16 protein-coding genes are annotated in these 24581 nt (G+C 51.2%); 2 read left to right on the top strand and 14 right to left on the bottom strand.

Features of this window, described 5'->3' with window-relative positions:
• Positions 1 to 87 precede the first annotated feature (87 nt).
• Complete coding sequence (locus ICL55_RS02375; protein WP_188094437.1) at positions 88 to 1215, top strand: lactonase family protein; 1128 nt, start codon at positions 88 to 90, stop codon at positions 1213 to 1215.
• Between the two features lie 4 nt (positions 1216 to 1219).
• Here the strand turns inward: ICL55_RS02375 and ICL55_RS02380 are convergent, their stop codons facing one another.
• From ICL55_RS02380 to ICL55_RS02415, 8 genes are all read right to left on the bottom strand, one after another.
• Positions 1220 to 1987 carry a phosphatidylethanolamine N-methyltransferase family domain-containing protein gene (locus tag ICL55_RS02380; protein ID WP_188094438.1) on the bottom strand — a complete coding sequence of 256 codons (768 nt, stop codon included), beginning with the start codon at positions 1985 to 1987 and terminating at the stop codon, positions 1220 to 1222.
• Positions 1984 to 2958: an NAD-dependent epimerase/dehydratase family protein gene (locus tag ICL55_RS02385; protein WP_188094439.1), complete on the bottom strand. Its 975-nt coding sequence runs from the start codon at positions 2956 to 2958 to the stop codon at positions 1984 to 1986. The genes ICL55_RS02380 and ICL55_RS02385 overlap by 4 nt, the downstream gene beginning before the upstream one ends.
• Before the next feature lie 487 nt (positions 2959 to 3445).
• Entirely contained in the window at positions 3446 to 5587 is a 2142-nt protein-coding gene (locus tag ICL55_RS02390; protein WP_188094440.1) for a multicopper oxidase domain-containing protein, read from the bottom strand.
• Between the two features lie 84 nt (positions 5588 to 5671).
• Positions 5672 to 6124, bottom strand: coding sequence for a DUF3347 domain-containing protein (locus ICL55_RS02395; RefSeq protein WP_188094441.1), 453 nt, complete (start codon positions 6122 to 6124; stop codon positions 5672 to 5674).
• A gap of 13 nt (positions 6125 to 6137) precedes the next feature.
• Entirely contained in the window at positions 6138 to 6350 is a 213-nt protein-coding gene (locus tag ICL55_RS02400; protein ID WP_169227291.1) for a heavy-metal-associated domain-containing protein, read from the bottom strand.
• A 123-nt stretch (positions 6351 to 6473) separates the two neighbouring features.
• Positions 6474 to 7529, bottom strand: coding sequence for a ferredoxin--NADP reductase (locus ICL55_RS02405; RefSeq protein ID WP_188094442.1), 1056 nt, complete (start codon positions 7527 to 7529; stop codon positions 6474 to 6476).
• Positions 7530 to 7555: 26 nt separating this feature from the next.
• Positions 7556 to 9826 carry a heavy metal translocating P-type ATPase gene (locus ICL55_RS02410; protein ID WP_188094443.1) on the bottom strand — a complete coding sequence of 757 codons (2271 nt, stop codon included), beginning with the start codon at positions 9824 to 9826 and terminating at the stop codon, positions 7556 to 7558.
• An 84-nt stretch (positions 9827 to 9910) separates the two neighbouring features.
• Entirely contained in the window at positions 9911 to 10312 is a 402-nt protein-coding gene (locus ICL55_RS02415) for a helix-turn-helix domain-containing protein (protein WP_188094444.1), read from the bottom strand.
• 228 nt (positions 10313 to 10540) lie between these two features.
• On the opposite strand from ICL55_RS02415, the gene ICL55_RS02420 reads away from it, so the two are divergent.
• Positions 10541 to 10996 carry a protein-disulfide reductase DsbD domain-containing protein gene (locus ICL55_RS02420; RefSeq protein ID WP_188094445.1) on the top strand — a complete coding sequence of 152 codons (456 nt, stop codon included), beginning with the start codon at positions 10541 to 10543 and terminating at the stop codon, positions 10994 to 10996.
• A 95-nt stretch (positions 10997 to 11091) separates the two neighbouring features.
• On the opposite strand, the gene ICL55_RS02425 is transcribed toward ICL55_RS02420, so the two are convergent.
• The 6 genes from ICL55_RS02425 to ICL55_RS02450 form a co-directional block, all read right to left on the bottom strand.
• Positions 11092 to 12405 carry an ATP-binding protein gene (locus tag ICL55_RS02425; protein WP_188094446.1) on the bottom strand — a complete coding sequence of 438 codons (1314 nt, stop codon included), beginning with the start codon at positions 12403 to 12405 and terminating at the stop codon, positions 11092 to 11094.
• 1 nt (position 12406) lies between these two features.
• Entirely contained in the window at positions 12407 to 12964 is a 558-nt protein-coding gene (locus ICL55_RS02430; protein ID WP_188094447.1) for a T6SS immunity protein Tdi1 domain-containing protein, read from the bottom strand.
• Between the two features lie 10 nt (positions 12965 to 12974).
• Positions 12975 to 16382, bottom strand: a complete 3408-nt coding sequence (locus ICL55_RS02435; RefSeq protein ID WP_188094448.1) for an eCIS core domain-containing protein — start codon at positions 16380 to 16382, stop codon at positions 12975 to 12977.
• Positions 16383 to 16402: 20 nt separating this feature from the next.
• The gene (locus tag ICL55_RS02440) at positions 16403 to 17866 is read right to left on the bottom strand and encodes a contractile injection system tape measure protein (protein WP_188094449.1); all 1464 of its coding nucleotides are present in this window, start codon (positions 17864 to 17866) and stop codon (positions 16403 to 16405) included.
• A 132-nt stretch (positions 17867 to 17998) separates the two neighbouring features.
• Entirely contained in the window at positions 17999 to 21253 is a 3255-nt protein-coding gene (locus ICL55_RS02445; protein ID WP_188094450.1) for a hypothetical protein, read from the bottom strand.
• 55 nt (positions 21254 to 21308) lie between these two features.
• Positions 21309 to 24572, bottom strand: coding sequence for a hypothetical protein (locus ICL55_RS02450; protein WP_188094451.1), 3264 nt, complete (start codon positions 24570 to 24572; stop codon positions 21309 to 21311).
• Positions 24573 to 24581 lie beyond the last annotated feature (9 nt).

The raw sequence follows: 24581 nt of genomic DNA on the forward strand, positions 1-24581 counted from the left end.
GCGGTTATTATGATTTCCGGAGATGCTTTGATAGATTTGTACTGACAGCGAGGTCGCTCCGTTTCACGTTAAAAACAAAATTACATCTTGATAAAGAAAATCCAGTTGTTGTGCTTGCTGGTGTTGGGTGTCAGCCAGCTGCTTTCTGCACAGCGGTATTATTTATTCATCGGCTCTTATAACCGCGATAAAAACAAAGCGGGTATTTATATCTATCGTTTTAATCCTGGTGATGGCGGGTTGCAACCCGTCAGTACGGTGAGTAATGTGCTGAATCCTGCCTACCTGGTACCTTCTGCGGATGGTCATTATCTCTACGCCTGTACGGAAGCACAGACGCCGGGGGCCGGCAGTGTCAGCAGCTATGCTTTTAACCCGGAAACCGGGGAGGCCACATGGCTCAGCAGTCAGCCGGCAGGCGGCGAAAACCCGGTATACATCACAGAACATGATAGTCGCCGCTGGCTGGCGGTAGCGCATTATACCAGTGGCAGTGCGGCGGTATTTCCCGTGAAGGATGGCCACATTGGAAAAGCCGTGCAGGTAGTGGCTTTCAAAGACAGTAGTCTCACCGACCGGCAACGAAGCGCCCATGTGCATTCGGCAGTGCTGGCCCCGGCACATCGTTTCCTTTTCCTCCCTGACCTGGGTGCGGATAAAATCCGTTGTTTTGCTTTTGATGGGGATGCTGCGCAACCATTGCAACCGGCCACACCTCCTTTCACCGCCACGGTGCCAGGTAGTGGCCCGCGGCATTTTACCTTCCATCCGACCCGGCCCTTTGCCTATTGTATAGAGGAATTGTCTGGTATGGTAAGCGTGTATCGATATGCCAACGGTCGGCTCGACAGCCTGCAACGGATAACGGCGCACCATACACGAAAAAAGGAGGTCGACTACAGCGGGGCAGACATCCATGTGTCGCCCGATGGCCGTTTCTTATATGCGTCCGTTCGCGCGAAGGAAAATATCATCACCATATATGCCATCCATCAGGATAAGGGCCTGCTCACCAGGATAGGGTACCAATCTACCGGTGGTGACCATCCGCGTAACTTCGTGATCGACCCTGCCGGCAAATATTTGCTGGTGGCGAATCAGATCAGTAATAACGTTGTGGTGTTTGAACGGAACCAACAAACAGGCCTGTTGAAGACAACAGGAACCACACTGACGATGCCGGCGCCTTCCTGTTTACAGATAAAAGCTTATTAGGTCCCTACCATAGGAAAGGTATCAATATGCGCCGTTTGGCGGGATAATCCGGAAACCGCTGCCGGTACCAGCGCTGGTTGGCAGCAGCGCGGGGTACAAGGTTGGCGCATGTCCAGATAAAGAATGCCAGCGCCGGCGCACTCCATGTCAGCAGGGCATAACCGCCCCATTCCAGTATCTCGCCCATGAGATTGGGGGAGGTGACATACTCAAAAAGCCTGCCCCGTGGCAGTTTATAACCGGTTTCACCTTTGCCGCGCAGCCCTATCAGATGATAATCGGCCGACCAGTTGATCAGCATACCGGCAAAAAAGCACAGGGTGCCTACTATAAAAGGAACGCTGCTACACCAGTCGTCCGGATACTGCGCATAATGGGCAAACCAGGAGCCCAGCAAAGAGCCATTGACGGTATTAAACAGCATGGCCGACAACATAATCACCAGCGGCATCTTTTTACCCCGGGTACGTATCATGAACGGATACACGAAACTGCGGTGCAGGTAATGCAGCAGGAACATACCGGTCATCACGCCCGCCGGCGACGTCCATTTTACCGTTGCCGGTGGCTGCCACACGAAGAAAGACACCAGCACGGTGGTTTCCATCAATATCCATCCCAGCTTGTTGCTGACCATCGGTCCCCATTTCTCGGTGGTATATCGCCCATACGGCGCCTCCCGCCGCAGCAGGTAAAAGGCCGTGATAATGCCAAGGGCGGACCAGCCGCCGATAAAAAGATAGTACTGTTGAAGTGAAAGCAGTTGATTCATGGGAGCATCTTGTTTTCTTTAAACCATGCGATGGTATCCTGCAAAGTGGCGGTGAGACTACCGGGGTTAAAACCCAGGTCCCTGCGGGCTTTGCTGTTATCTATTTTACGATTGCTGCGGATAAGATTGTAGACCGATTGTTTGGTATAGAAAGGAGCGCCACCGGTCAGCCGGGAAAGTGCCCGTACAAATGGCAACAATCCCATGACCAGCCACAGCGGCAATACGGGCAGGAATATACGCTTCCCTTTGATCTGCGCAATGTGCGCAGACAACGTTTTCAGCGTCATCCACTCGCCGCTGAGGATATAGGCTTGTCCCGGTGTACCGGCCGTCAACGCCTGTACAATGGCCTGCGCTACCTGTCTGACATCCACAAAATCAACGCCGCCGGGAAATATCGCCGGTATCTTCCCGCGATAGATACGGATAACGGCATCACCGATCAGCGAAGGTCGCCAGTCAAACGGGCCGATCACCGCCGTAGGCGCCAGCGCAATCACCTCCAGGAAAGGACCGTTACAGGCAAGCGCCGCTTCCTGCGCCATCGCTTTGGAATGATCATAACTGTATCGCATACCCTGTGTATAGGGACGGGTCTCGTCCATCGGGGCATCGTAAGGAAACTGTTCGTAGGCAGTGATGGAACTGACAAACAAAAATCGCCGGACACCGGCCTGCTGCGCAGCTTCCGTCAGCAGCCGGGTAGTATTGGTATTAAATTCGAAGGCAGCCATATCCGGCGTATCACTCAGCGAAATGACAGCTGCCATGTGAATAACGGCGTCCATACCCGCCACAAAAGAAGCAACAAAATCAGGGTCTGACAGTGAGCCATATACATAGGTAATGCCGGTAACCGGTGGCTGTGTCTTGCGGGCGTGAATGCTCAACTGATGTCCCTGTGCCAGCAACAACGGGGTTAATACAGAACCGATATAACCTGTTGCGCCGGTGATTGCGATTTTCATGCATCGAATATAATATAATTTTTATTCGATTGGATTTGATTCCAATAGATTAGGAATTGATTTTGATTTTGTCAGAAGGATTCGAATGGTTGATAGGATCGATTTTGGTTTGAATTTGATTGGTTCGAATAGGTTGATGAACGATTTTGGTTTGAATTAATTTGGTTCGAATAAATCGAATTGATTTTGATTTGAATTTGTCGTCCCGGGGCTAAAGCCCCGGGCTACGATGTTGTGCAAGTGCTTTATCGGTGGCTTGTGCTATGGAAGCGGTTTGTCATCGTAGTCTGAAAAACAGGTGGTGTATATATGTGCTGTCTTGCAAGTGTATTGCACATTAATTACTCATGAATTTGAAAAACAACGTAGCCCAGGGCTTTAGCCCTGGGTTTTCGTTATTGGATTCGTTATTGGATTCGTTATTGGATTCGTTATTGGATTCGTTATTGAATTCGTTTTGTTGGCGTTACCGAATTTGCTGCATTAACTAATAAGACAACGTTATCCCTGCGCCGATGCCCATGTCGCTGTCATAGTGCGTGGAAAGGGCGAAGTTACGGGTGAAGATATACCGGAAGCCGGCCATATATTCTTTGTCGGTATTGACCATAAAGTTGAACCGTAATCTTCTCGTGATGGGCACATCGTCGCGCATCAGCTGTATACGCAGTTTTCCGTCGGTGTCGAGGGAGGCATCTGCCAGAATCAGCATCGGGAGCGTATATTGTACGCCGAGGTGCAGTACCTGCCGGAAGTCTTTGGTGTTGCGCTGTCCGAAGAGGTTCTTTTCGTCGTCGTCTCCCATTTTGCGGTAACGTACGTCCCAGCCTACGTAGCCGAGCAGCCATTGATTTTTGCCGAAGTAGCGGCCGAAGTGTGTCTCGTTTTCATAGCCATGTCTATCGTTGAGGCCTACACGCCATTCGGCGGAGAGGCGGTAGCGGGTATTGGAGAGCATGATTTCTCCGTCGCTGCCGTTGCTTTCCAGTCCTACCTGTCCCATGAAGTGCAGCATCCGGTCGTCGCGTTTCAGCATGCGATAAGCCTTTACGGGGTCCGGTACCTGCGGGTTAGGAGGGGAGTCTTCGTAGCTGAATACCCGGCCCATGCCGCTCATCATATGGTAGAGGATATGGCAATGGAAGAACCAGTCGCCGCTCTCGGTGGCTGCAAACTCGATGGTGTCTACTTCCATCGGCATGATGTCCAGCACGGTTTTCAACGGGGAGTATTCGCCCTGGCCGTTGAGTACGCGGAAGAAGTGGCCGTGTAAGTGCATCGGGTGGCGCATCATGGTATTGTTGTACAGTACGATGCGGACGTTCTCTCCTTTTTTGATCAGGATCTTATCTGTTTCGGAAACGGTTTTATTGTTGATGGTCCACACATAACGGTTCATGTTGCCGGTCAGTTCAAATTTAAACTCTCTGGTAGGCCCTGCGGGCAGCGTGGTTTTTTCCGGTGCTTTGAGCATGCCATAGTTGAGCGTCACGATATCACCGGCGGTGGAGTCGGGATGGGTGATCTCCGGATACATCACGGTGTTCATGTCCATCATCTGGTTGGTCATCATCATGCCGCCGGCGGTATCGAGGTTGCCATCCATGCGCATCATGCCGTTCATCATCTTCATCCCTTCGAAATAGGTGAGTTTAGGGAGATGGCGGGCGGCTACTTTATCGCCGGTGCCTAACCAAAGCGAGGTGCTGTTGGTGCGGTCTTCGGCGGTGGCGAGGAACTCGTAACTTTTGTTGTCCGGGATGGTCACGATGACATCGTATGTTTCTGAAACGCCTACCAGCAGGCGGTCTACTTCCACTGGTTCTACATCGGCGCCGTCGTTGGCTACTACGGTCAGTTTACCGCCGCCATAGTTGAGCCAGAAATAGGTGGAGGAGCTGCCGTTGATGACCCGCAGCCGTACTTTGTCGCCGGCTTTGTAGGTGGGCGCAGCGGCCTGCGGCTGTCCGTTGGTGAGGAAACGCTCGTAGTAAACATCACTCACGTCCATGGCGTTCATGCGTTTCCATTCGTTGGTGACTTTAGTGCCGAAATACCCTTGTTTGATGGCTTCGGCATAACTCTGGGTGGAGCCTTTTTTGATGGCAAACCAGTCGCTCGCATTATGCAGCATACGGTTCACCTGATGCGGATGGATGTCGGTCCAGTCGCTTAGTAACACCACTTCTTCCTGCTGCGGGGCGGCATCTCTTTTATGAAAAACGATGGAGCCATACATACCGCTTTGTTCCTGGAACATGGTATGGCTGTGGTACCAGTAGGTGCCGTGTTGCACGATCGGGAAACGGAACTTATGTGTTTGTCCGGCTTTAATAGGTTGTGTGGTCAGGTAGGGTACGCCATCTTCCTGGTTGGGCAGTATCAGGCCGTGCCAGTGGATAGAAGTTTCTTCATGCAGGGTATTGTGAACGTATATTTCGGCGGTGTCTCCTTCGGTGAAGTGCAGGGTGGGGCCGGGAATGGTTCCATTAATGGCCAGTGCATGCTTCATTTTTCCGGAATAGTGCACCATGGTATCGCCCACGTAAAGATCGTAACGGATGGTTTTTTGTGCAAGGATCGTGTGACTGGTAAAAAGCAGTAGGAGTAGTGCGAAAAGCTGTTTCATAAAAGATATTTGTCGACGGTAGGCGCGAGGTCAGCAAAGCGGCAAAGGGAGCGGGAAGAGGGCCCGGCTCCCTTGCCAGTGCTGTTACTTGATGGTGTCGTTTATTTTACCGCAGCTCAGCATCTGATTGCCGTAGTACGGGTTTTTGATAGCGGTGCTGTTGCTCAGCCAGGAGGCCTTTTTCATGGGGCAGTAGTCCTGATATATGGGCTGATCAGACAGTTTGGATGATTTAGCCAGCTGATACAGGTCGTCAGACAGGGCTTTGAAAGCTTCCCGTTGACGGGCCAGGTCTTTGGTACCGGAGATACCGGCTGCATCGGCCACCAGTTTGTCTTTAACGGATGCGTCTGATGTTTTGGCGGCCTGAACAAAAGAGGCGGCTGCGCTGGCTGCGTTATCGGCATTACTACTTACCAGTGCATCTTTGATGCTGTAGTAGTTGGTCAGGAGAGGAGATTGTCCTTTGTCCTGGGCTTCACCGCGGAAGGAAAAGAGCGCGGTGAGCATCGATGCGGCAAGAATAAACTTTTTCATAGCTATAATTTTTTTAGGCGATAGTTTCAGCTTTGTAACCGGCTGTTTCAACGGCTTTGCGGATAGCGGCTGCATCTACATTGTCAGCAGAAATGGTGAGTACTTTATCAGGAGACTGCAGGTCTACTTCCCAGTTGTCTGCACCAGCGGTTTCATTTAATCCGGGAGTTACTTTTTCCAGGCAACCTGAACATTTGATATTGGTTTTGAATTGAACTGTTTCCATTTTATTAACTTTTAAGGTGTTGATTATTTTTGTTTTTTGTTATTGTTGATGATGTAAAATTACATCGGCTATGGTGCTGAATTGTTATACAATTGAGTAATCGTTTTACATAATTATGAGGCGTTATTCCTCAATGGTTACTGTGACGTCATTATTGAGCGGAAAGCTCTGGCATAGCAGCACATAGCCGGCGTCCACGTCTTCTTTGCGGAGGGCGTAGTTCTGTTGCATATGCACGGCGCCCTGTGTAAGGCGGGCGGCGCATCGGCCGCAGGTGCCCGACTGGCAGGAGTGTGGAAGGGGTATTCTTTCTTCCAGCGCGGCCGCCAGGATGGTTTGTCCGGGTTGCACTTCCAGCAGGTTACTTTGCTCATAATAATGCAGCAGTACTTCCTGGCTGTTATCGGGCAGGGTAATCGTGGGCGCCGTCACTTCTGCGGAAAATGATTCATGGCGTATATGCGTGTCCGGTATACCCAGTGCTGCCAGTGAGTCCTGGTGCATCTTCATCAGTTCGGAAGGCCCGCAAAGGAAAAAGTGCGAAGGGTCGGTACTTTCGCCGATAGCCTGTTTGACCAGTTTTTTGATGATGATCCTGTTGAGCCTTCCGGTCATGATATTGGCCGGATCATCCGCAGTAGCGGTATGTTTTGATAAAACATATTGTATGCGGATATTGTTGTGTTGGGCCTCCCAGTTGTCCAGTGCTGCTTTGAAGATGGTTTCGGGAAGGGAGCGACTGGCATACAGCAGCGTGATACGGGTGTCTGGCTGTTGGCGCGCCACGGTCCGCGCGATGGAGAACAGTGGCGTAATGCCGCTGCCGCCGGCCAGCAATACGATATGGCGGTAGTTGCTGGTGTCGTTGTCCAGTGTGAAGGCGCCATATGGCCCGTCAACCTCCCAGCTGTGAATGTTTTCCGCGTTTTCAGTGATGTAGGTGCTCATCACGCCGCCGGTAACTTTTTTGATGGTAATAGCGGGAGCGGTATCTGTATCGGGAGCAGAGCTGAGAGAGTACGAACGGGTGACCGGCCGTCCATCAATCCTCAAAGTGAGGTTGATGAACTGGCCGGCCAGATATTGAAAGTTGTCTCCGCGGGTATCGAAAATAATGGTGACGGTGTCTGTTGTTTCCCGGATCACCGCTTCGGTATACCAGGTGTTTGTTAAAGGCATTGTCGTGTAGTGGTAGAATGTTAGGTTTAAAGTTTAGCTGTTTTGAGTCGGAGGCTGTTGGACACTACGCTGACAGAGCTGAGCGCCATGGCTGCACCGGCAATCATCGGGTCGAGCAGGAAGCCATGAGAAGGGAACAGGATCCCGGCGGCCACCGGTATACCGATGATGTTGTAGATGAAGGCCCAGAACAGGTTCTGTTTGATGGTGGCGACTGTTTTGGAGGACAGTTTCAGTGCTTTCGGGATGCTGTTCAGATCAGAAGTGATCAGCGTCATTTTAGCTACGTCCATGGCTATATCAGAACCTTTGCCCATCGCGATGCTTACGTCTGCCTGTGCCAGTGCCTGGGAGTCGTTGATACCGTCGCCCACCATGGCTACGGTTTTGCCTTGTTCCTGTAACTGTTTTACAAAAGTGGCTTTGAAAGAAGGCATTACTTCGGCAGTATATTGGGTGATGCCTACCTGTTGCGCTACTGCGGCGGCCGTCTGTTGGTTGTCACCGGTGAGCATGTATACTTCAATGCCCTGGCGTTGCAGCGCTGCGATGGCGGCAGCAGAGCTTTCTTTGATACGGTCGGCGATAGCTACCACAGCGAGGACCTCTTTACCACGGGCGAAGTAGATGACGGTTTTGGCGGCTGCCTGAAGGCCCTGGGCAAGGGTAACGGATTTATTGTCCAATGCCACTCCGTTTTCCTGCAACAGTTTTTTGTTACCGGCGAGATACGTCTGACCGTTGTAGGTGCCTTTCACCCCCTGACCGGTAACGCTTTCGAAAGTGCTAAGGGTTACGGCATTCACGCCACCTTGTTGGAGATGCTGGGCAATGGCTGCCGCCAGCGGGTGTTCTGACTGCTGTTCGAGAGCGAAAAGAACAGACTGGTCAACAGCATGTTGTTGGGCATCTACATACAAGAGGTCCGTTACTACCGGTTTACCTTCGGTGATGGTACCGGTTTTATCGAGGATGATGGCATTTACTTTATGTGCCAGTTCCAGGCTTTCGGCGTCTTTGATCAGGATATTGTTTTCGGCGCCTTTACCAACGCCCACCATGATAGCGGTAGGGGTCGCGAGGCCGAGGGCACAGGGGCAGGCGATCACCAGCACGGTCACGGAAGTGAGCAGTGCATGCGTGAAGGCATTGTCGCCGCCGAATACCATCCAGGTGATGAACGTGAGGGTGGCGATACCGATAACGACGGGTACGAATATACCGGCAATTTTGTCGACCAGTTTTTGCACCGGCGCTTTACTGCCCTGGGCTTCCTGCACCATTTTGATAATATGTGACAGCAGGGTGTCTGCGCCTACTTTATCGGCTTTGAATCGGAAGCTGCCTTTCTGGTTGATGGTGCCGGCGAAAACGCTTTCACCTTCTTTTTTCAGGACTGGCACGGGCTCACCGGTGATCATGCTTTCGTCTACATAAGAGTCGCCGGCGGTAACGGTACCATCTACCGGGATCTTTTCTCCTGGTTTTACCAGCAGGATGTCATTTACTTTTACAGCAGCGATAGGCACTTCACGGGTGTTGCCGGAGGCGTCTACCAGCAGCACTGTCTTCGGTTGCAGGCCAATCAGTTTTTTGATGGCGGAAGAAGTGTTGGATTTTGCTCTTTCTTCCAGCAGTTTACCGAGAGAGATAAAGGCGATGACCACAGCGGCTGCCTCGAAATATACGTGGGCGTGTAAGCCGCGCTGGTGCCAGAATTCAGGATAGATGGTGTTGAAGGCGCTGAAGACCCAGGCGATACCGGTGCTGAGGGCCACGAGCGTGTCCATATTCGCTTTACCGTGACGGGCCTGTTTCCAGGCATTGACAAAGAAGCTGCGGCCCAGGAAAAATACGACCGGCGTGGAGAGCGCCATCATGATCCAGTTGCCGTAAGGCATGTCCATAAAAAACATACCGATGATCACGATAGGGAGCGACAGCACGGAAGCCCAGATGGTACGCTGTTTCACCGCCTGATAGTGTTTTTGTTGAGCGGCTTCTTTGATCTCGTCCTGATTTTCTTTTTCGATGACGATATCATAACCGATGCTTCTCACAGCATCGCGTAACTGCTCAGGAGTGGTAACGCCGGGGTTATATTCCACCCATGCGGTTTGGTTGGCGAAGTTCACGCCGGCGGCGCTTACGCCGTCTACCGAGCCCAGTGTGGATTCTACGCTCACTGCGCAGGCGGCGCAGGTCATTTCCAACACGGGATAGGTTTCTTTAATGAGTCCTTTTTTATGTTGATGGCTGGTGGCCCTGGATGTATCGTTTAGTGTTAAGGTGGTCATAGTGGTCTGTTTTATAATTTTAACAAAGGTACCGACGGCAGGGGGCGGTGTTGTTATATGATTAAGGGTGAATTGTATATAATTTTAAGATGGTTTCCCGGGCATGGCCTGTATGGATTGTCTGGACTTCCGGATTTCCTTAAAATAGGCCGGATTTAGCCCCGTAGCGGCCTTAAAATAGGCCGATAGTTGCCGGGCACGGTGGAACCCCAGTTTGGTTGCTATCTGCTGAAGGGAATCATCTGTATACACCAGCCACTCCTTCGTTTTCTCAATACGCAGATTTTCTATATATTTTTTCAGTGTAATGTTTTCGATCGTCAGGAAAGCCTGGCAGATAGTGGCGTAGTCCAGCTGAAGGGACAGGGACAGCTCCTGAGGCAGATTGAAATGTGCCGGAAATATAAAGTCGCCGCCGTAGATCTTCTCTGTCAGCTGTTTTACGGCCATGGTGATAGTTTCGGGTGTGGACGTCAGCGGTTGCATGTCATCAGTTTTTTATGATAGCAAAATTGGCGGATAGCGGGATGGGAAGTGTTATACAATTACAAGAAAAATTTATAACAATGGTAGTTTTTAGCGGCCCCTTTCCACTACTGCAAGGAGCGAAATTTTTTACCCCGGGTAGGGTGAGATGACGGTTTTGATACTTATTATTATGCAGCACAACGGCTGACTGTTGAAAACGAATGGTAGAAACTTAAATACGCAAATATGAAATCTCTGTTAGTTACGCTTTCCCTGTTTTTATTACCCCGGATGGTCTTTTCCCAGATTGAAAATCCGGTAAAGTGGACCTTTAGCGCCAAAAAGATCGATGCAAAGCGATATGAATTGCAAATGACGGCCATCATTGACACGCGCTGGCATATTTACGCGCAGGAAACCGGAGAGGGGCCGATCCCTACCAGTTTCCATTTTACTAAAAATCCATTGGTCACTCCTGTCGGAAAGATGGAAGAGCGGGGATCCCTCCAGAAAGCTTACGACAGCAATTTTAAAACAACGCTGAAATATTACGAGCGGAAGGTCGACTTTATTCAGCAGGTAACATTGAAAGGTCTGGCTGCCACTAAAGTGAAGGGATACGTAGAATTCATGGCCTGTGATGACCATCAGTGCCTGCCTTCAAAACAAGTTGAATTTTCGGTTAACGTGGGCGGGAAGTAAACGGATTAAAATAGGATGACTTTTATATTATAGAAACGGACAGCCCTTTTCTTTCACGAAGAAAAGGGCTGTTATTTTGAGGGAAGAGATCAGTATTATGATTTACCTTCTTTCATCAGTTCGCGATGGATGGCACTTTGCAGATCTGCGCCGGTGAGTTCCATCCGCTGATCGCTGATGAGTTTCAGGCAGCAATGGAAGGCGATGTTATTAATATTGGAGCCGGTGAGTTCATGATGTTGGGAAATTTGTTCCAGCGATATGTGAGGAGACAATGTGATTCTTTCCGGGAACGCCCGGTTCCACAAAACATGTCTTTCGGGGGCTGCCGGTATGGGGAAGTACACCACGTTCTGCATCCTTCGCAGGAAAGCTTCGTCCATGTTGCCTTTGAAATTGGAAGCGAGGATGATCAGGCCGTCATATGATTCGATGCGTTGTAACAGGTAGCCCACTTCCTGGTTGGCGTATTTATCGTGCGCATCGCGTATCTCTGTTCTTTTACCGAAGAGCGCATCCGCTTCATCAAAAAACAGTATCCAGTTTTTTCTTTCTGCCCTGTCGAAAATACGGGACAGGTTTTTTTCTGTCTCTCCGATATATTTGGACACTACTTTAGACAGATCTATGCGGAATACGTCGCGCTGCGTGTATTTGCCCAGCAGCGTGGCCGCCATGGTTTTACCTGTGCCGGGAGGGCCATGGAACAGGGCGCAGTAGCCGCGTTTCACTTTCCGGACCATCTGCCAGTCGTCGAGCAGGGTACGGTGGTGGGCCACCCATTGTTCTATTTCCCGTATCTGGTGCAATGTATTTTCCTGTAACACCAGATCGCTCCACAACAAGTCGGTAGTGATGTATTCCGCTGCGAATTCGGGAGAGAAACGTGGATGACTGACCCGCCCCGTGAGCCAGTAGTCGAGTGTTTCCGCCGCAAGCAATAGTTGGCCCGACATAAGCGGGTCGCCTATATTCACCGGTTCGATGCTGAGTGTGCCCTGCCGGAAAAAGCGGCTTTGATGCAGCAGCGTGTTTTGCAGGTCTGTTCGTTTGTCGGGGTCATTACCAGCCAGCACAAACAGCAGTGTTTCGCCGGTGGGCAACATGCCCCGGTGATGTTGGGATTTGATACCGCCGAAAGGAATGAAGTCACCGCCTTCGGGGATGTACTCCCGGAGGATATCTTCAAAGAACCCTGGCTGCAGATGTGGCGCCAGCGCCAGCAGCAGGGCCACAAACTCCGGCGCGTCGGGCTGCGCTTCTTCCATCCAGGTGGCAAAGGGAGAGGCGTCATGCACATAGGCGTCTGCGTTAATGGTCACGCTGTCCGTCTTGCCAAAATGGAGCGATAGCCTCCCCTGGATGTATTCACGGAGGTATTGCAGGGGTATATGAAAAGAGGTGTTCATTTTACATCAGTTGTGTGAGGAGTATCAACTGTTCTTTGAGCTTCATCTTTTGGAGGTTTTCTACACTCATTTCTCCGCCAAGGGCAATAGCGGGCACAAAGGCAAAACATTCGTCAAACGCAGGTGGACCGAGCCGTTTTAACGCCTGTTCATATAACTTCTGATAGAACAGCTCATTGGCCGGTCTTTTGTCAGCGATGGTATAATTCATGATGATTTCCAGCGGTACCTCCTGCAACGAGGACACATCGAGATATACGGGGTCGAAGAAAAGATATTCATGGCCGTGTTTGAAGAAGACAGTGCCTATGCCGGAACGCAGCACCGCCACGGCATCTTTGTACTGCGCTCCGAATTTAGGCACGATGTCCGTATAGTCGTCGGGGTTGACGGTCCAGATAAAACCTTTGCCAAACGAGCAGATGCCGTTGTTCTTCCAGATATCGATGAGGAAGGCGGGCACCCGCGACGCATATTTTTCCTGCACAGCGGGCGCGATAGCGGGGAAGGGACCGTTGTCCGGCGGCAGGTTTGTCAGAAAGGTATCTATCTGTTGCATATGTTTTACGTTAGGATAATGTTACGTTTATTTTTGCTGTTTCCTGTGCTTTAGGATCTACTTTTTTGATTTTATCGAGGATGAGCGGGATCTTGTTGACCCAGCCCGGACCGATAATGGAATTGACGCGGGATAAGCCGGCGGCTTTAGCAAATTCATCATCGTACCCACCGGCCACCTGGTCAATGACATGAAGTATGGCTTTGCCTTTCAGATCGGCGTCTGCCTGCTTTTCCGCGTCAGCAGGGGTTTTTCCGGCTGCGATGTATTGGTTTTTCCGATTGGTCCATTCCAGTGTTCTTTCGCGTCGCATAGCCCTGGTGCCTTGTTTGCTTCTGCCGATCTGTTCAAAAGTGTTCCTGTTTCTGAGCCAGATCAGAATAGTCATTTGTTGCAGCCTATCCTGTTGCATCTGGAGCTGGTCATTGAATTCTTTATGTTCTACCGGCGTGGTCAGGCTGCTGCGGTTAAAGACAATGGGCACGTTGTCCATCGTCTGCTGGGTGCCGCCTTTCATCTGACTAAATGCGGCAGCGAGTTTTTTGAATTCGGCTTCAATATCATTTTTCTGTTTGGTGACTTTGGCCGGATCTTCTCCCGGGTCATTGGCTTTCAGCTTCGCAATGGCATCGAAGGCGCTCCTGGCGGCACCGATGTAGGGCGCATTTTCAGGGATGGCAGCCAGTTCGTTGAGGTAGTCGGTCACCAGCTTGGGCCTGGAATTCACATAGAGGCTGGCACTGGCATCTTTGCCTTTAAACGAGATAGTATGTGACTCCCCGTCTTTGGCGGTGAAGCCCTGGGTGACGCCCAGCCAGCCCAATACTTTGTTTTTGATGCCGCCCAGCAGTTTTTTCCCGGCTGTCACGATCCAGTCCACCAGTTTGTCCATGGCCTTGTCTACAGGGGCTTGCAGCTTTTTGATGATTTCCACCACTTTGTCGGCTATCTTACCCAGGCCGAGGAAATTGGCAAGGAAACTGATGGCCATCTTCAACAGTCCGCCCAGCACATTTTCTACGGCATTAGCGGCTTTACCGATATTACCACTGGAAATTTCCACGATGCTGTTGATAACCGCCATTCCCACCTGTGCAATCTGTTTGATCTTCTGGACCACAAACATGATGGTGTCATAGATGGTAATGATAGCCTGTATGAAAGCGCCCACAGGATTAAGGCTGGAGAGCAGTTTGGTGATGGCTTTTTGTACCACGGTAACAGTTACGTAGGTGGTGACTTCCTGGAAGAATTGTGTTTTCAGTTCTTCTATTTTGTCCTGTATCTTGTCCCATGCAGCTGCGGGGCCTTCTGTGATCAGTGTTTTCAGAATGTCGAAACCCGTTTCCAGCGCGGCGACGGCTGTTTCCCCGATGGCTTTTACCAGTTTGGCGCGGAGTTTCTGCCAGGTGAGGCCGAATACGGAAAGCCCCAGTTTCAGCAGCTCTTTGGGTGAGAAAGATTGCGGAATGTAGATATTGGCGCCTTCGAGAGAGCCAAGCAACCAGTTGGTCAACGCTTTCTTCAGCCAGGTACCGAAACGATCTTTAAACTGGTTGAACCCTTTCTTCACTGCATTGATCAGATGCCCAACAAATACGCCCGGTTTTTCAATGATGGTGCGGAAGGCACTGCGTACTTTAGCGAGATAAGGCAGCGCGCCCGGGGCCACTACGGAGAAGATGATCTCCAGTAGGTCGAAGATGGTGTTCATGGCCCAGTTGAAGAAGGCCGTGGCGAAGCTGCCGAATACGCCGAATACTTTCCTGAACAGGTTGGGCAGCACGATGAAGTCCATGACTTCGAGCGACTTCAACATGGCGATGAATTGCCCGGGGAAGCTGGTCACCATGGTGATCAGCCCTTTCATGGCCTTCTGGAACCAGTCGAAGGCGCGTTGTATGGCATTGCCTTTTTTGATATTCTCCCAGATGTCTTGCCGTCCGATCATCTTCATGAAGCCACCGATGAGCGTATCGGCGTTACGGGGCACTGTTTCGCCGGTAATGGGGTTGGTGCCCAGTACGGCGCAGAGGAGGTCAAATCCCGGTGCTTTGGCGGCCAGTTCAGCGAGGGGTTTCAGCACCGCATCACGGATGAACTGCAGGATGGCCTGGAAGATGCTCTTGATAAAATCGATGATATCACTGACCGGTTTGGTGAAGATGGCCACGGCTCTTTCCCAGGTGCGTACCGGATGCAGGATGATATCGAGGAAGTCAAGATCGTCCATAAACTGTTTGACGGCAGATTTGACTTCTCCCATGAGGCCGGAGAAACGTTTCAGTTGTTGTTCCACCCAGCTGCCGGCTTTTTCAAATACGCCGTATTTGTCCAGCGCCTGAGTGATCACGTGGCCACCTGGCAGGAATTCCACGATGGCCCGCAGGATATTGGCGGCGCTGCGGTCGGCCGATTCGCCGTTGATCGGATTGACGCCGATCACGATGGTGAACATGCGATAGCCGGGGATGTGATAGGCTTTCTCCGCGAGCCAGTCGAGCACGTCCTGCCAGGAAGGGATATCGATGCCGAGGAAACGTTGTATCTGCGGCGCCATGGCCATGGCCGTGGGTGTTGCGGCAGCAGGTTTGGCAGCCGTTGCTGCCGGGGTGGTTTCAGCTTTGGTTGCCTCAGCGCGTTGTATGCTTTGGCCCTGCTGTATCGTATGGGTCAGCTCGTGGGCCAGGAGGTGTTTGCCTGCCGGCGCATCGGGCTGGTACTGATTATTATTAAAGAAGATATGGTTCTGATAAGTGAAGGCTTTGGCGCCCAGCTGATTGTTGAGTTGCGCAGACTCCGGCCCGGTGTGTATGCGCACATGGCTGAAGTCGGCGTTGAACCGGGTCTCCATGAAGCTCCGTGTGTCGTCTGAGAGCGTAAAGCCGCCGGCGCTCTGCTGACGGATGCCTTCCCCGATTTCGTTGGTAGCGGTGATGGGCGTGCCTTCTCCTTTCCGTTGGACCGTCTTCTCTTCTTTCTTTTCTTTCTGTTTGGCAGCCGGCATTTTACCTTCCTGGTGTTTGGCCTGTATCTTCTTCGGCTCCTGAAGTTTAGAGGGATCTGCTTTTGGCGGCTGTGGTTTCTTTGGTTCCTGAAGTTTGGGCTGCTCTTCTTTTTTGGGCTGTATCTTCTTTTGTTCTTTAAGCCTGGGTGGCTCTTCTTTTTTAGCCTGTATTTTCTTTCCTGCAGACACATTGGCTGCCGGCTTTTCGGCGGGCATGCGCATCACTTTATCGGCCATATTATCTGCTTCCTTCTCCGCCGGATCGTTTGGGCTGCCTACTTTCAGTTTGGTTTGTACCGGAGGCGTGGCAGGCGCAAAAAAGGGCTTCTCTTCATTTTTCAATGAAGGCGCGCTTTTGGGGGCTTTTTGTGCGGCAGACGTTTTGGGGGCCGCATCTGCACCTGCTTTCATTCCTTTTTTGGTTTAAGCGGTTATATCCATTCTGTCCAGATCATTTTATGTGGGGTATAGGGTAGTATCACCATGTTATATCCCCATGGCAGGTCGGGCAACAGCCATTCGTCATAGCTTTCCCGTTCCACCTGCAATAGCCAGTTGTCGTCGTTTTCACGGACAGAGAGCTTGCCGGGACGACGGAGGAAACTGGCTTGCAGCCCTTCAGGGCTGGTGTTTTTCAAGGAAGGCCAGTTGCTGATCACCATCGACAGGAGGCTGGCAGCTTCCTGCTGATGCGCCGGTTCAATAGCGGTAATGAGTTCAATTGTTTGTGACAGTGGTATGCCACAGAGTATTTTGTTCAGCACCATTTCTTCTTCTCCAACATCGGTGCGACCGGTGGCCAGCCACTCCAGCAGGGCGGTGGCATAGCCGGGCCGTAGCAGTTTTTTTTCGTCTGCTGCCCCGCAGTATTGCAGGAACCGACTGATGAAAGGCGCCAGCAGTACCAGTCCCGCATTATGCACGTAGTAGCCGTCGCTAACAATGGCGTTATGCTCTTCCTTCCGAAGGGGCCAGGTATTTGTTTTTTCTTTTAGGGAGATGCCTGCCTGTTGTTCCAGTTGCTTCAGTACCCGGGCCTGTAGCGGAACAGGCAGATGCTGCTGTACCAACAGCGATAGTTGCGGCAGCGGCGCCGGCATCAGGGCGGTGAGCGCGCTGGCTATCAGTGCAGCTTCCGACATTATATCCGAAGTTCCCGGCGTTACTCCCAAAGGAGGGAGGTGTTCGTACGCCACCATTTCCAGTTGCCAATTACGTATAACGGATGCCGTTATATGCTGCATGCCAGGAATGTACTGCTGTAGTGTGGCGATGACGGATAACGTAGCTGCATATACGTTTGGGGCTATCTGTTGCAGCAGCTGTTGCTGCCATTCTGCCGGGAACTGCGCTACCAGCCGCTCGCGGGCTATGGGAGCTGTTCTGAGTATATGTAGTAGTTGAATGGCAGCTGGGGTGGATTCAAAAAAAATGTTGAGCATAACACCCTTCCATTCCCTGACCCTGTCCGGTAATACCCACCAGGGATATACGCCATGCAGGAGAAAATGGAAGAGTATTTGCTCAACATTCCGATGATGGGCACTTTGTGCTTCTCTTCTTTCTCTATTTTTTATCCTTATTACGTCGGAGGTAGTGGCAGATATTTCCTCTGAAGAGAGAGATATCTTTTGCGCAAGCGTTGCTTTCAACTGCTGCGCTACAGCGTCTGTGAACAGCTGTCGGAAATTATCGGTCCGAAGGTCGTCGACGCTGATACTAAGATAATCAAAAATCAGATCATCTTCTAATAAATCATAGGGCGCCAGCACTTTTTCGAGGGCAGGCAGTAACTCATTTTCGCACAGGGCGGACAGCTCGCGCTGCCATGGCAGCGCCTGTGATTCGGGACCGTTGAAAGTCACGTCTACCAGCTGTTTTTGAATGAGATGCATGATTATTTGGTCATTTGTTTATTTGGTTATTTTTTTATTGCCTAATACTGAATGGCTACCGGCACCGTTAACGGGTTATCGTCCAGATGCGCATCTGACGATATTTCTGGTAAATGTTTCTCCTTATTAGAATTATGCTCTTCTGACGATATATTCCGCATATGCCCAGCATCCATTGTTATCGATGGCGATGACCCTGATTTTTTCCGGGAGCATATTATTGCTGTCCAGATGGAACTGCGGCCCGGTACCGAAACCAGGCATGCTGCCTTCCGCAATCCAGTAGATGGCCTTAAAATCGCCCGTCACGAAATAGAAGGTGTCTGTTTCCCGTTTGATTACAAGTGTATCATTGGCGCACGGTTTCTGGATATTGGAGCCTTTACACTGATCGTCAATAAAACAGCCATATTTGGGCAGTCTTGTCTGGTAGCGGTATTTGGCGCTCTCCAGTTGTGCGTCCACGCCGGTTTTCGTATAGTGGTAGTCGTAATAGGTGCCTTCTATGGCCATGCGTATCCGCAGGTCAAACGATTGACAAGGATAGGAGGTGATCATAAACTGTCCGCTTACCTTATCATCTTTCACCAGGTATTCGATCTTCAGTGCACCCTTGGCCAACTTGTCTACCCGCTTATTGATAATTTCTGCGATTGCTTTCATGAAATCATGATAGTTGGCTTTTTTGATGCCACCCACTTGCTGGAGATAGTCGGTAAAATCTTTGACAAACTGTTCATCCAACAATATCAGTCCGTTTTCATCCATAATAGTGAGGTAGGCAATATCAAACCGGATAAGTTTGGCGTCATAAACATATTGTTCCGGCAATACCATCCAGGTGGGGTACAGGCAACGGGTGACGATGCCTTTGCACGGCAGGTCACAAGGCGGCTCACAGGTTTTGGCCGGTACCTGCACGGTTGCACTGCCGCCGCTACTGTCGGTCACCACCACGGTACCGGACTGGTTGCTGCCGAATGACAGATCAAACCGGCTGTTGACGGTATTGTTATTGGCTTTGTATGGCGCAGTGCCGCCAGTGATCAGGAAATGCACCACCTGCTGGCCATTCACGCATTCAGAACCCGTTATGTCCGCCGCCAGCGCCTGAGAACTTTCGTTGATGGTGTACTGGATGGTAGTGCCATCGCCGCAGCATTGATAAGGCAGGTAGAAGTCCGCAAATACGATGCCTTCGGCGATGGCTACCGGCGCACCGGCTCCAGGGCCACCGATAATGCCCCTGCCTCCAAAGGAAGGTCTGCGTCCGGTGTTTCTGTATTTGCCGATAATCGGCTGGAAGGTTTTTTCTATGAAGTCACCCGCCTGCGGATTGGCCGGGTCAATCTGCCCCAGCAGCGTTCCGATAACAGCTGCGGTACCGGCATCCGGGTGATAGAACTTAAAAGCCTGTTCGTCCAGTTTGTATTTGTTGGTGACGGCATCGAGGTAGATCAGATCACCAAAGAACTTCCCGGGCTGTGACGGCGTAGATACGTCACCGTGATACACGATCACAAACGTGCCACCCGAAGGCACACCGCCTTTATGCTGCAACCCCACATGTTTTTCTGCGTAGTTGCTGAGCAGGAATTGTTGTTGCAACGTTGTCGTCCGCTTGTTGTAGATATCCAGCAGCCTTTCCAGTTCGGCTACATCACAATGAATGTCGGCACTGGTCAGCGCCTTCAGCATGGCCAGCATCGTCTGGTTATTAGGCGGTACCGGATCATTGAGTTGCGACAGCTTCGTCAGTTTCTTAAAGGCATCCATGGTGGCGTTGGTGCCGCCTTTGCAGATAATGTTGGCCTGTATCACACGGAACTCACTTTCCAGGTCTGCAAACTGTGCGTCAAAGGTGCTGCCGCTAAGTGCATCCGGTTTGTTGCCGGTTTTTATCGCCACCATATCGAAGGGCAACCGGTTGTTATTGATAATGCCCTGCAGGTAGTTCACCACCGATTTGTAGTTCTTGCCTACATGGCCTTCTATGCGGAAGAAGTTATACGGCTCTATATCATACCGCAACGGATTTTTAACAAAATCCTCTGTGGCAGGATATTCAATGGCGCGATAGGATAAGTTCTGATTCGCTTTGCCAGCTTTGGTTAGCCGGTAGTTCCAGTATTCAAACAGCTGCCGGTTGTTGCTTTGTTTGTCTTCACTGTAGTAGTGAGGAATAGCTTTGCCGGACAGGTTGCTGCCGAGGTAACTGGGCGTTACCCGTAAATCGGAATTGTTTACACCGCCACCGGCGATGATAGTAGGCGCTGCTATCTTCGGGAATGTCAGCAGCATCATATAAAGGCGATTGAGCAGTTGTACCATCTCTTCGGTGCGCTGCTCTTCCCGCGCCACCGCCGGTGAGGGCAGGAAATAATGCCGGTACGCACTGGGGGAGGGCGGATTGACGGCTTCTTTCAAAAACAGATGCCTCGGAAACCACGCCGGGTTGGGCGCGCAGGTAGCCAGTGCGGACCCTGATCTGTTTTTTATTTCGTTGTAGGTGTCTACCAGATCGCTCACAAAATCATAATAATACTGGTAGTAATACTCCACCGGCAGTTTAATGGTACTATCGGTATCGTAACTGAAAATGGTATTGTTCTGTATCAGGTTACTGAGTGCGGTAGCGTTGGTGTTCAGAAACGCAAAGGTGTCTGATAGTTTCTTCAGGTTGGCAAATACTTTGTCAATAAAGGCTTTGGTTAATATGATCTTATAGGCCTTGATCACATCAGCAGTAGTGTTGAGCGGCGTTTTGGCCACATCAAAGCGGGGCATGCGGATATCCGGCAGCGCTGCATTGTCGGGGTAACCGGGTATGACCGCCTTGATTTTGTCGGCATCACTTTTCCTTATCAGCAGCGGTTGTATGGTAACGCCCACGGTGGAACCTTTATCATCGCAGGAGTTAGGCAAACAGTTTTTGTTACCGGTTTTATTCAGCTCCACGAACAGCATCACTACTTTATCCAGCAGGAACGGATTGTCGAGGTTGCGGGCAGAAGGGTCGGGGTTGCTGATCGGTATCTGTGGCAATAGCTGCCATAACGGGTACAGGTTGGCGCCTGCATTGTTTTGCAACACCGGATAAGCTACTTCCTTCGGCAGCGAATAGTTTTGGGAGGCGGTATACACCAGATCGGTATCCTGGATGACGAGGTATCCGGCGGAGGTGACGCCCACGCCCCGGGTGATGGTGACGGACTTCCCATCTGCCGAGGTGATGGCATCCAGGCCACAAATGATACCGATGCCGATCAGATGGCTTCTGGTCAGCCTCGTTTGTTCATCATTGTACCCGAACAACAGGTTCAGTTGTTCGTTGGTGAGTATCTGGTTCGCCTCAAACTGAGGGTACTTTTGAATGGAAGGTATCATAATGATGATAATGACTTCTTTGATTTAATAATAGCTTTATCCTTTTCTACCGGTTTTATCCGATGGCGGTAGCACCCAGCCGTACGGGGTTTACATCATTGCCGTCTTCGCAGTCGTGCAGTGTGGCCGGCGGATAGATGCTTTTTAGTTCCGACATGACCTGTATCAGCGTGGCATGTGTTTGCAACAGTTGTATTTTGTCCGGATCATAGAAAGTGGTGAAGACCGCATTGACAGCCGTGGTGACGATTCCGTTACAGGCAGGCACCATAGCATTGATCATACTGTCGAAGGCCGCCTTTTGCAGGCCAACGGGCAGCTGTGCGATCACCCACAGGCGGATGGCTTCCCCATATTGCTCCATCAGGCTTTGGGCACAGGAGCAGATATCTGTATGTTTTTTACCCGGATTGACTTTCAGCAGCGCGTCTGCCAGGATGTTTTCGAGATAATTGTCTTTGGCAGCCAGCTTTGCATTGGCGCTCAGCCAGGCACACCAGGCCAGTTCCAGCCGTGTGAAAATGAAACAGTCGGTATGTTTCAGCCAATAGTCCACCATCCAGGCTTTCACGGTATCAACGCTGGCAGGCGTAATGCCAGGCACGCCATTGGCGATGCCGTCTTTTACCTTGTCATCAAAGAACTGCTCCACCTGTGTTTTTACCGGAAACACGTTGTTGCCGGTACTCAGCGCCTGCCGGTAAGCATTGTTCATGGCCGCTATGGCTGCTTCGGCCACCAGACACAACTGACGTAGGGTGTCTCCTTCCTTGGTCGCGGGCAGCGGCACCTGCAGCCCCCAGAGGAGGTCTGTCAGGTCACACAGCAGCGTATCATCACAGGCTTTGTTATCTACCCAGCATATCTTAGGCAAAAGGTGGGCTGGTGTTTCCTGCCGGATGGTCTTTTCCGCATAACGCCGGTAGTCGATCTTCATATTTTGTTCCAGCCATCCGGGCATCACAAAAGTGAGGTGGAAAGAATAAGGATCATTATCATAGCAGGTATGGCAGCCACTGTCGAGACAGATGGGCAACAATACCTGTCCGGGTATACGGGGCCGCAGCAACAGATGTTCTATGATGACGAAGCTGGTAGCGGCGTCTATATTGAGCAGGCTGTTGAGCCGCTTTCGCAGCCCGGCAATGTTTCCGGGACCGCAGGGGACGGGGATGCTGTAATCGATCGCCCTGGCGCGATTGTAGCTGGCTTCAGGATAATTGCTGAGGAAGTCTGTTTTCAGTTGCAACAGTGCTGTCTGCATGGCCGTTTGCTCTGTGGGGATGCTGGTATATCGTGCCAGCGCATATTCACTGAAACTTTCTGCAAAACGTGCCAGCAGATGATCGAGGAAACGATTCCGCCGCGCGAGGCCGCCGTTGGCCGGCTCCGTGAGTGATTGCAGTGCCGCCGGCGTGAGACCGGCATACAATGCGGTGACTCCCTTGATATCGCTGTCAGACAGCCAGTGGGTAAAATAGCTCTGCAACTGCGTGCTGTCTACCAGAAACAGATCACCGGCATGTTGCAATTGCGCGAGATAGTTGACCAGCAACTGTTCAAAGAACAGCAGATACGTTTTAAGCTGTCGCGCCTGCGCTTTGCGTACGGCCGGTTCGGTGTCTGAGAGCCCAAATTCCCCGATACCATAGGTGAGCGGATAGGAATATTGCACCGGATAATAGTCTTCCATATTCCGGATGGTAGCAGTAGGTATATCCAGTTCATTATTGATGCCGGTGGCTTTGAGATATTCGCCGCTGCTGCGCAGCTCCTGCAGGATGCTGTTGAGCTCTGCTTCGTTGGCTGCGAGGAAGGGAAGCCCGTTTTTATAAAACAGGAACTTGCTGCGTTGTACGTATAGCCGTGGCTGATGTCCCGGCGTTACCGGCAGCACCCATGGCTGGCTATGATAGATCACTTCGCCACGTTCGTTATAGCTGGTCATCAGGAAATTGGTGATGCTCACCACTTCGGGCAGGTCCATGATGAGATGGATCATGTCCGACGCATGTATTTCCTGTTTGATGACCGCCTGGTCGAGGTCTTCGTTTTTGATGAAGCCGTTATGCAGCCTCGGGCCGTTGAATATCTCTGTGATATCCGTGTTCTCTTTCAGCAGCTGCGCCAGGGAATAGATCGGGATATTAGGGTTCAGGTACTGTTCTATTTTCACCATGATCGCTGCCTGTACCTTTTCGATATCTGCGTCCGGCTTCAGTTCCGCGTCCATGCAGATACTGATGTCTTCCATGGGTACCAGTGAAATATGGCAGAAAGCTTCATCGAGGTTACGATGCGCGTTGAGATTACTGCGGGTGGCGTTGATCAGGGCGTGTGTTTTCTCCAGCCCGTTTTTATAGGTGCTGATGATACCCGGTACCTGTTGCAGGGCGCTGGTAATATCCGCTACCGCGAGTGTGCCGGTATCGGTAAAAGAAAGGTATATGTTTAATACGGCGTTGGTGAAACTGATGACCACTGCATTGCTGAGCGTGAGTTGCAGATCGACGAACATGGCGCTCTGCAAGGATTTGGACAGGTTGCTGTCTGTAATGGCGGTGTTATTGTTATCAACGATTTTGTTCAGCGCCACACCGGTTATGGTGATCGTATTATCTGTCAGGTCTTTCCAGTCGTTCCATTTTTGGAGGATGGTTTCGTAGGAGGGCAGGCGAAGTTCGATGGTGGCGCGGCTGCTGCCATAGGTCAGCGTCTGGTACACCCTGCCATCGTTGATGTCCCCGAATACGGGATCATCTTCCAGAGCGATCTGTACGTCGTACAACCCTTTGATGTTTACTTTCTCAAAGGCCTGTTTACCGTCGGGCGTATGGCTTTTATAGGTCAACAGGCCGTTTTTCCCGTCTGCATAGATATCTGTTTCGCAGTTGCACTGGCCGGCACATGCCGATTCCGCCTCCGGGGGCGTGTTATCGTCGCAACTGCAATGCCGGGGCGCCAGCCAGGCGTTGTGGATACCTTCCTGGTCGATCATCAGTTTGCGGTAATCGTTGACCGTGAGCGGGTTCATGGTCAGGATTTCGTGGGCAGGGAAAAAAGCCTGTTTGTTCAACTGGCTTTTGTCCAGGTAGGCCGCAAAGATGTCGGCCGTGGGGAAACCGGTACGGTAGGCCAGATCGGTGATGGCAAAACATAGCAGCTCCAGCGTGGTGATGCCGGGATCGTGGAGATTATAATCTGTCCAGAACCGGCTGCCCAGCTGCTGGATATAGGTCATGCCCTGTTGCCGCAGGAAGTTGAAGTCTTCCGGCGGTTTCAGTTTGATATTGCGAAATATGGTAGTCTGTTTTTCCATGATACAATG

The sequence above is a fragment of the Chitinophaga varians genome (assembly GCF_014529945.1).
In the GTDB taxonomy this organism is placed as follows: domain Bacteria; phylum Bacteroidota; class Bacteroidia; order Chitinophagales; family Chitinophagaceae; genus Chitinophaga; species Chitinophaga varians.

What these genes read in the sequence shown, in the direction of transcription:
- ICL55_RS02380 (WP_188094438.1), bottom strand. Translation starts at nt 1,987, where the DNA reads ATGAATCAACTGCTTTCACTTCAACAGTACTATCTTTTTATCGGCGGC.
- ICL55_RS02385 (WP_188094439.1), bottom strand. Translation starts at nt 2,958, where the DNA reads ATGAAAATCGCAATCACCGGCGCAACAGGTTATATCGGTTCTGTATTA.
- ICL55_RS02390 (WP_188094440.1), bottom strand. Translation starts at nt 5,587, where the DNA reads ATGAAACAGCTTTTCGCACTACTCCTACTGCTTTTTACCAGTCACACG.
- ICL55_RS02395 (WP_188094441.1), bottom strand. Translation starts at nt 6,124, where the DNA reads ATGAAAAAGTTTATTCTTGCCGCATCGATGCTCACCGCGCTCTTTTCC.
- ICL55_RS02400 (WP_169227291.1), bottom strand. Translation starts at nt 6,350, where the DNA reads ATGGAAACAGTTCAATTCAAAACCAATATCAAATGTTCAGGTTGCCTG.
- ICL55_RS02405 (WP_188094442.1), bottom strand. Translation starts at nt 7,529, where the DNA reads ATGCCTTTAACAAACACCTGGTATACCGAAGCGGTGATCCGGGAAACA.
- ICL55_RS02410 (WP_188094443.1), bottom strand. Translation starts at nt 9,826, where the DNA reads ATGACCACCTTAACACTAAACGATACATCCAGGGCCACCAGCCATCAA.
- ICL55_RS02415 (WP_188094444.1), bottom strand. Translation starts at nt 10,312, where the DNA reads ATGCAACCGCTGACGTCCACACCCGAAACTATCACCATGGCCGTAAAA.
- ICL55_RS02420 (WP_188094445.1), top strand. Translation starts at nt 10,541, where the DNA reads ATGAAATCTCTGTTAGTTACGCTTTCCCTGTTTTTATTACCCCGGATG.
- ICL55_RS02425 (WP_188094446.1), bottom strand. Translation starts at nt 12,405, where the DNA reads ATGAACACCTCTTTTCATATACCCCTGCAATACCTCCGTGAATACATC.
- ICL55_RS02430 (WP_188094447.1), bottom strand. Translation starts at nt 12,964, where the DNA reads ATGCAACAGATAGATACCTTTCTGACAAACCTGCCGCCGGACAACGGT.
- ICL55_RS02435 (WP_188094448.1), bottom strand. Translation starts at nt 16,382, where the DNA reads ATGAAAGCAGGTGCAGATGCGGCCCCCAAAACGTCTGCCGCACAAAAA.
- ICL55_RS02440 (WP_188094449.1), bottom strand. Translation starts at nt 17,866, where the DNA reads ATGCATCTCATTCAAAAACAGCTGGTAGACGTGACTTTCAACGGTCCC.
- ICL55_RS02445 (WP_188094450.1), bottom strand. Translation starts at nt 21,253, where the DNA reads ATGATACCTTCCATTCAAAAGTACCCTCAGTTTGAGGCGAACCAGATA.
- ICL55_RS02450 (WP_188094451.1), bottom strand. Translation starts at nt 24,572, where the DNA reads ATGGAAAAACAGACTACCATATTTCGCAATATCAAACTGAAACCGCCG.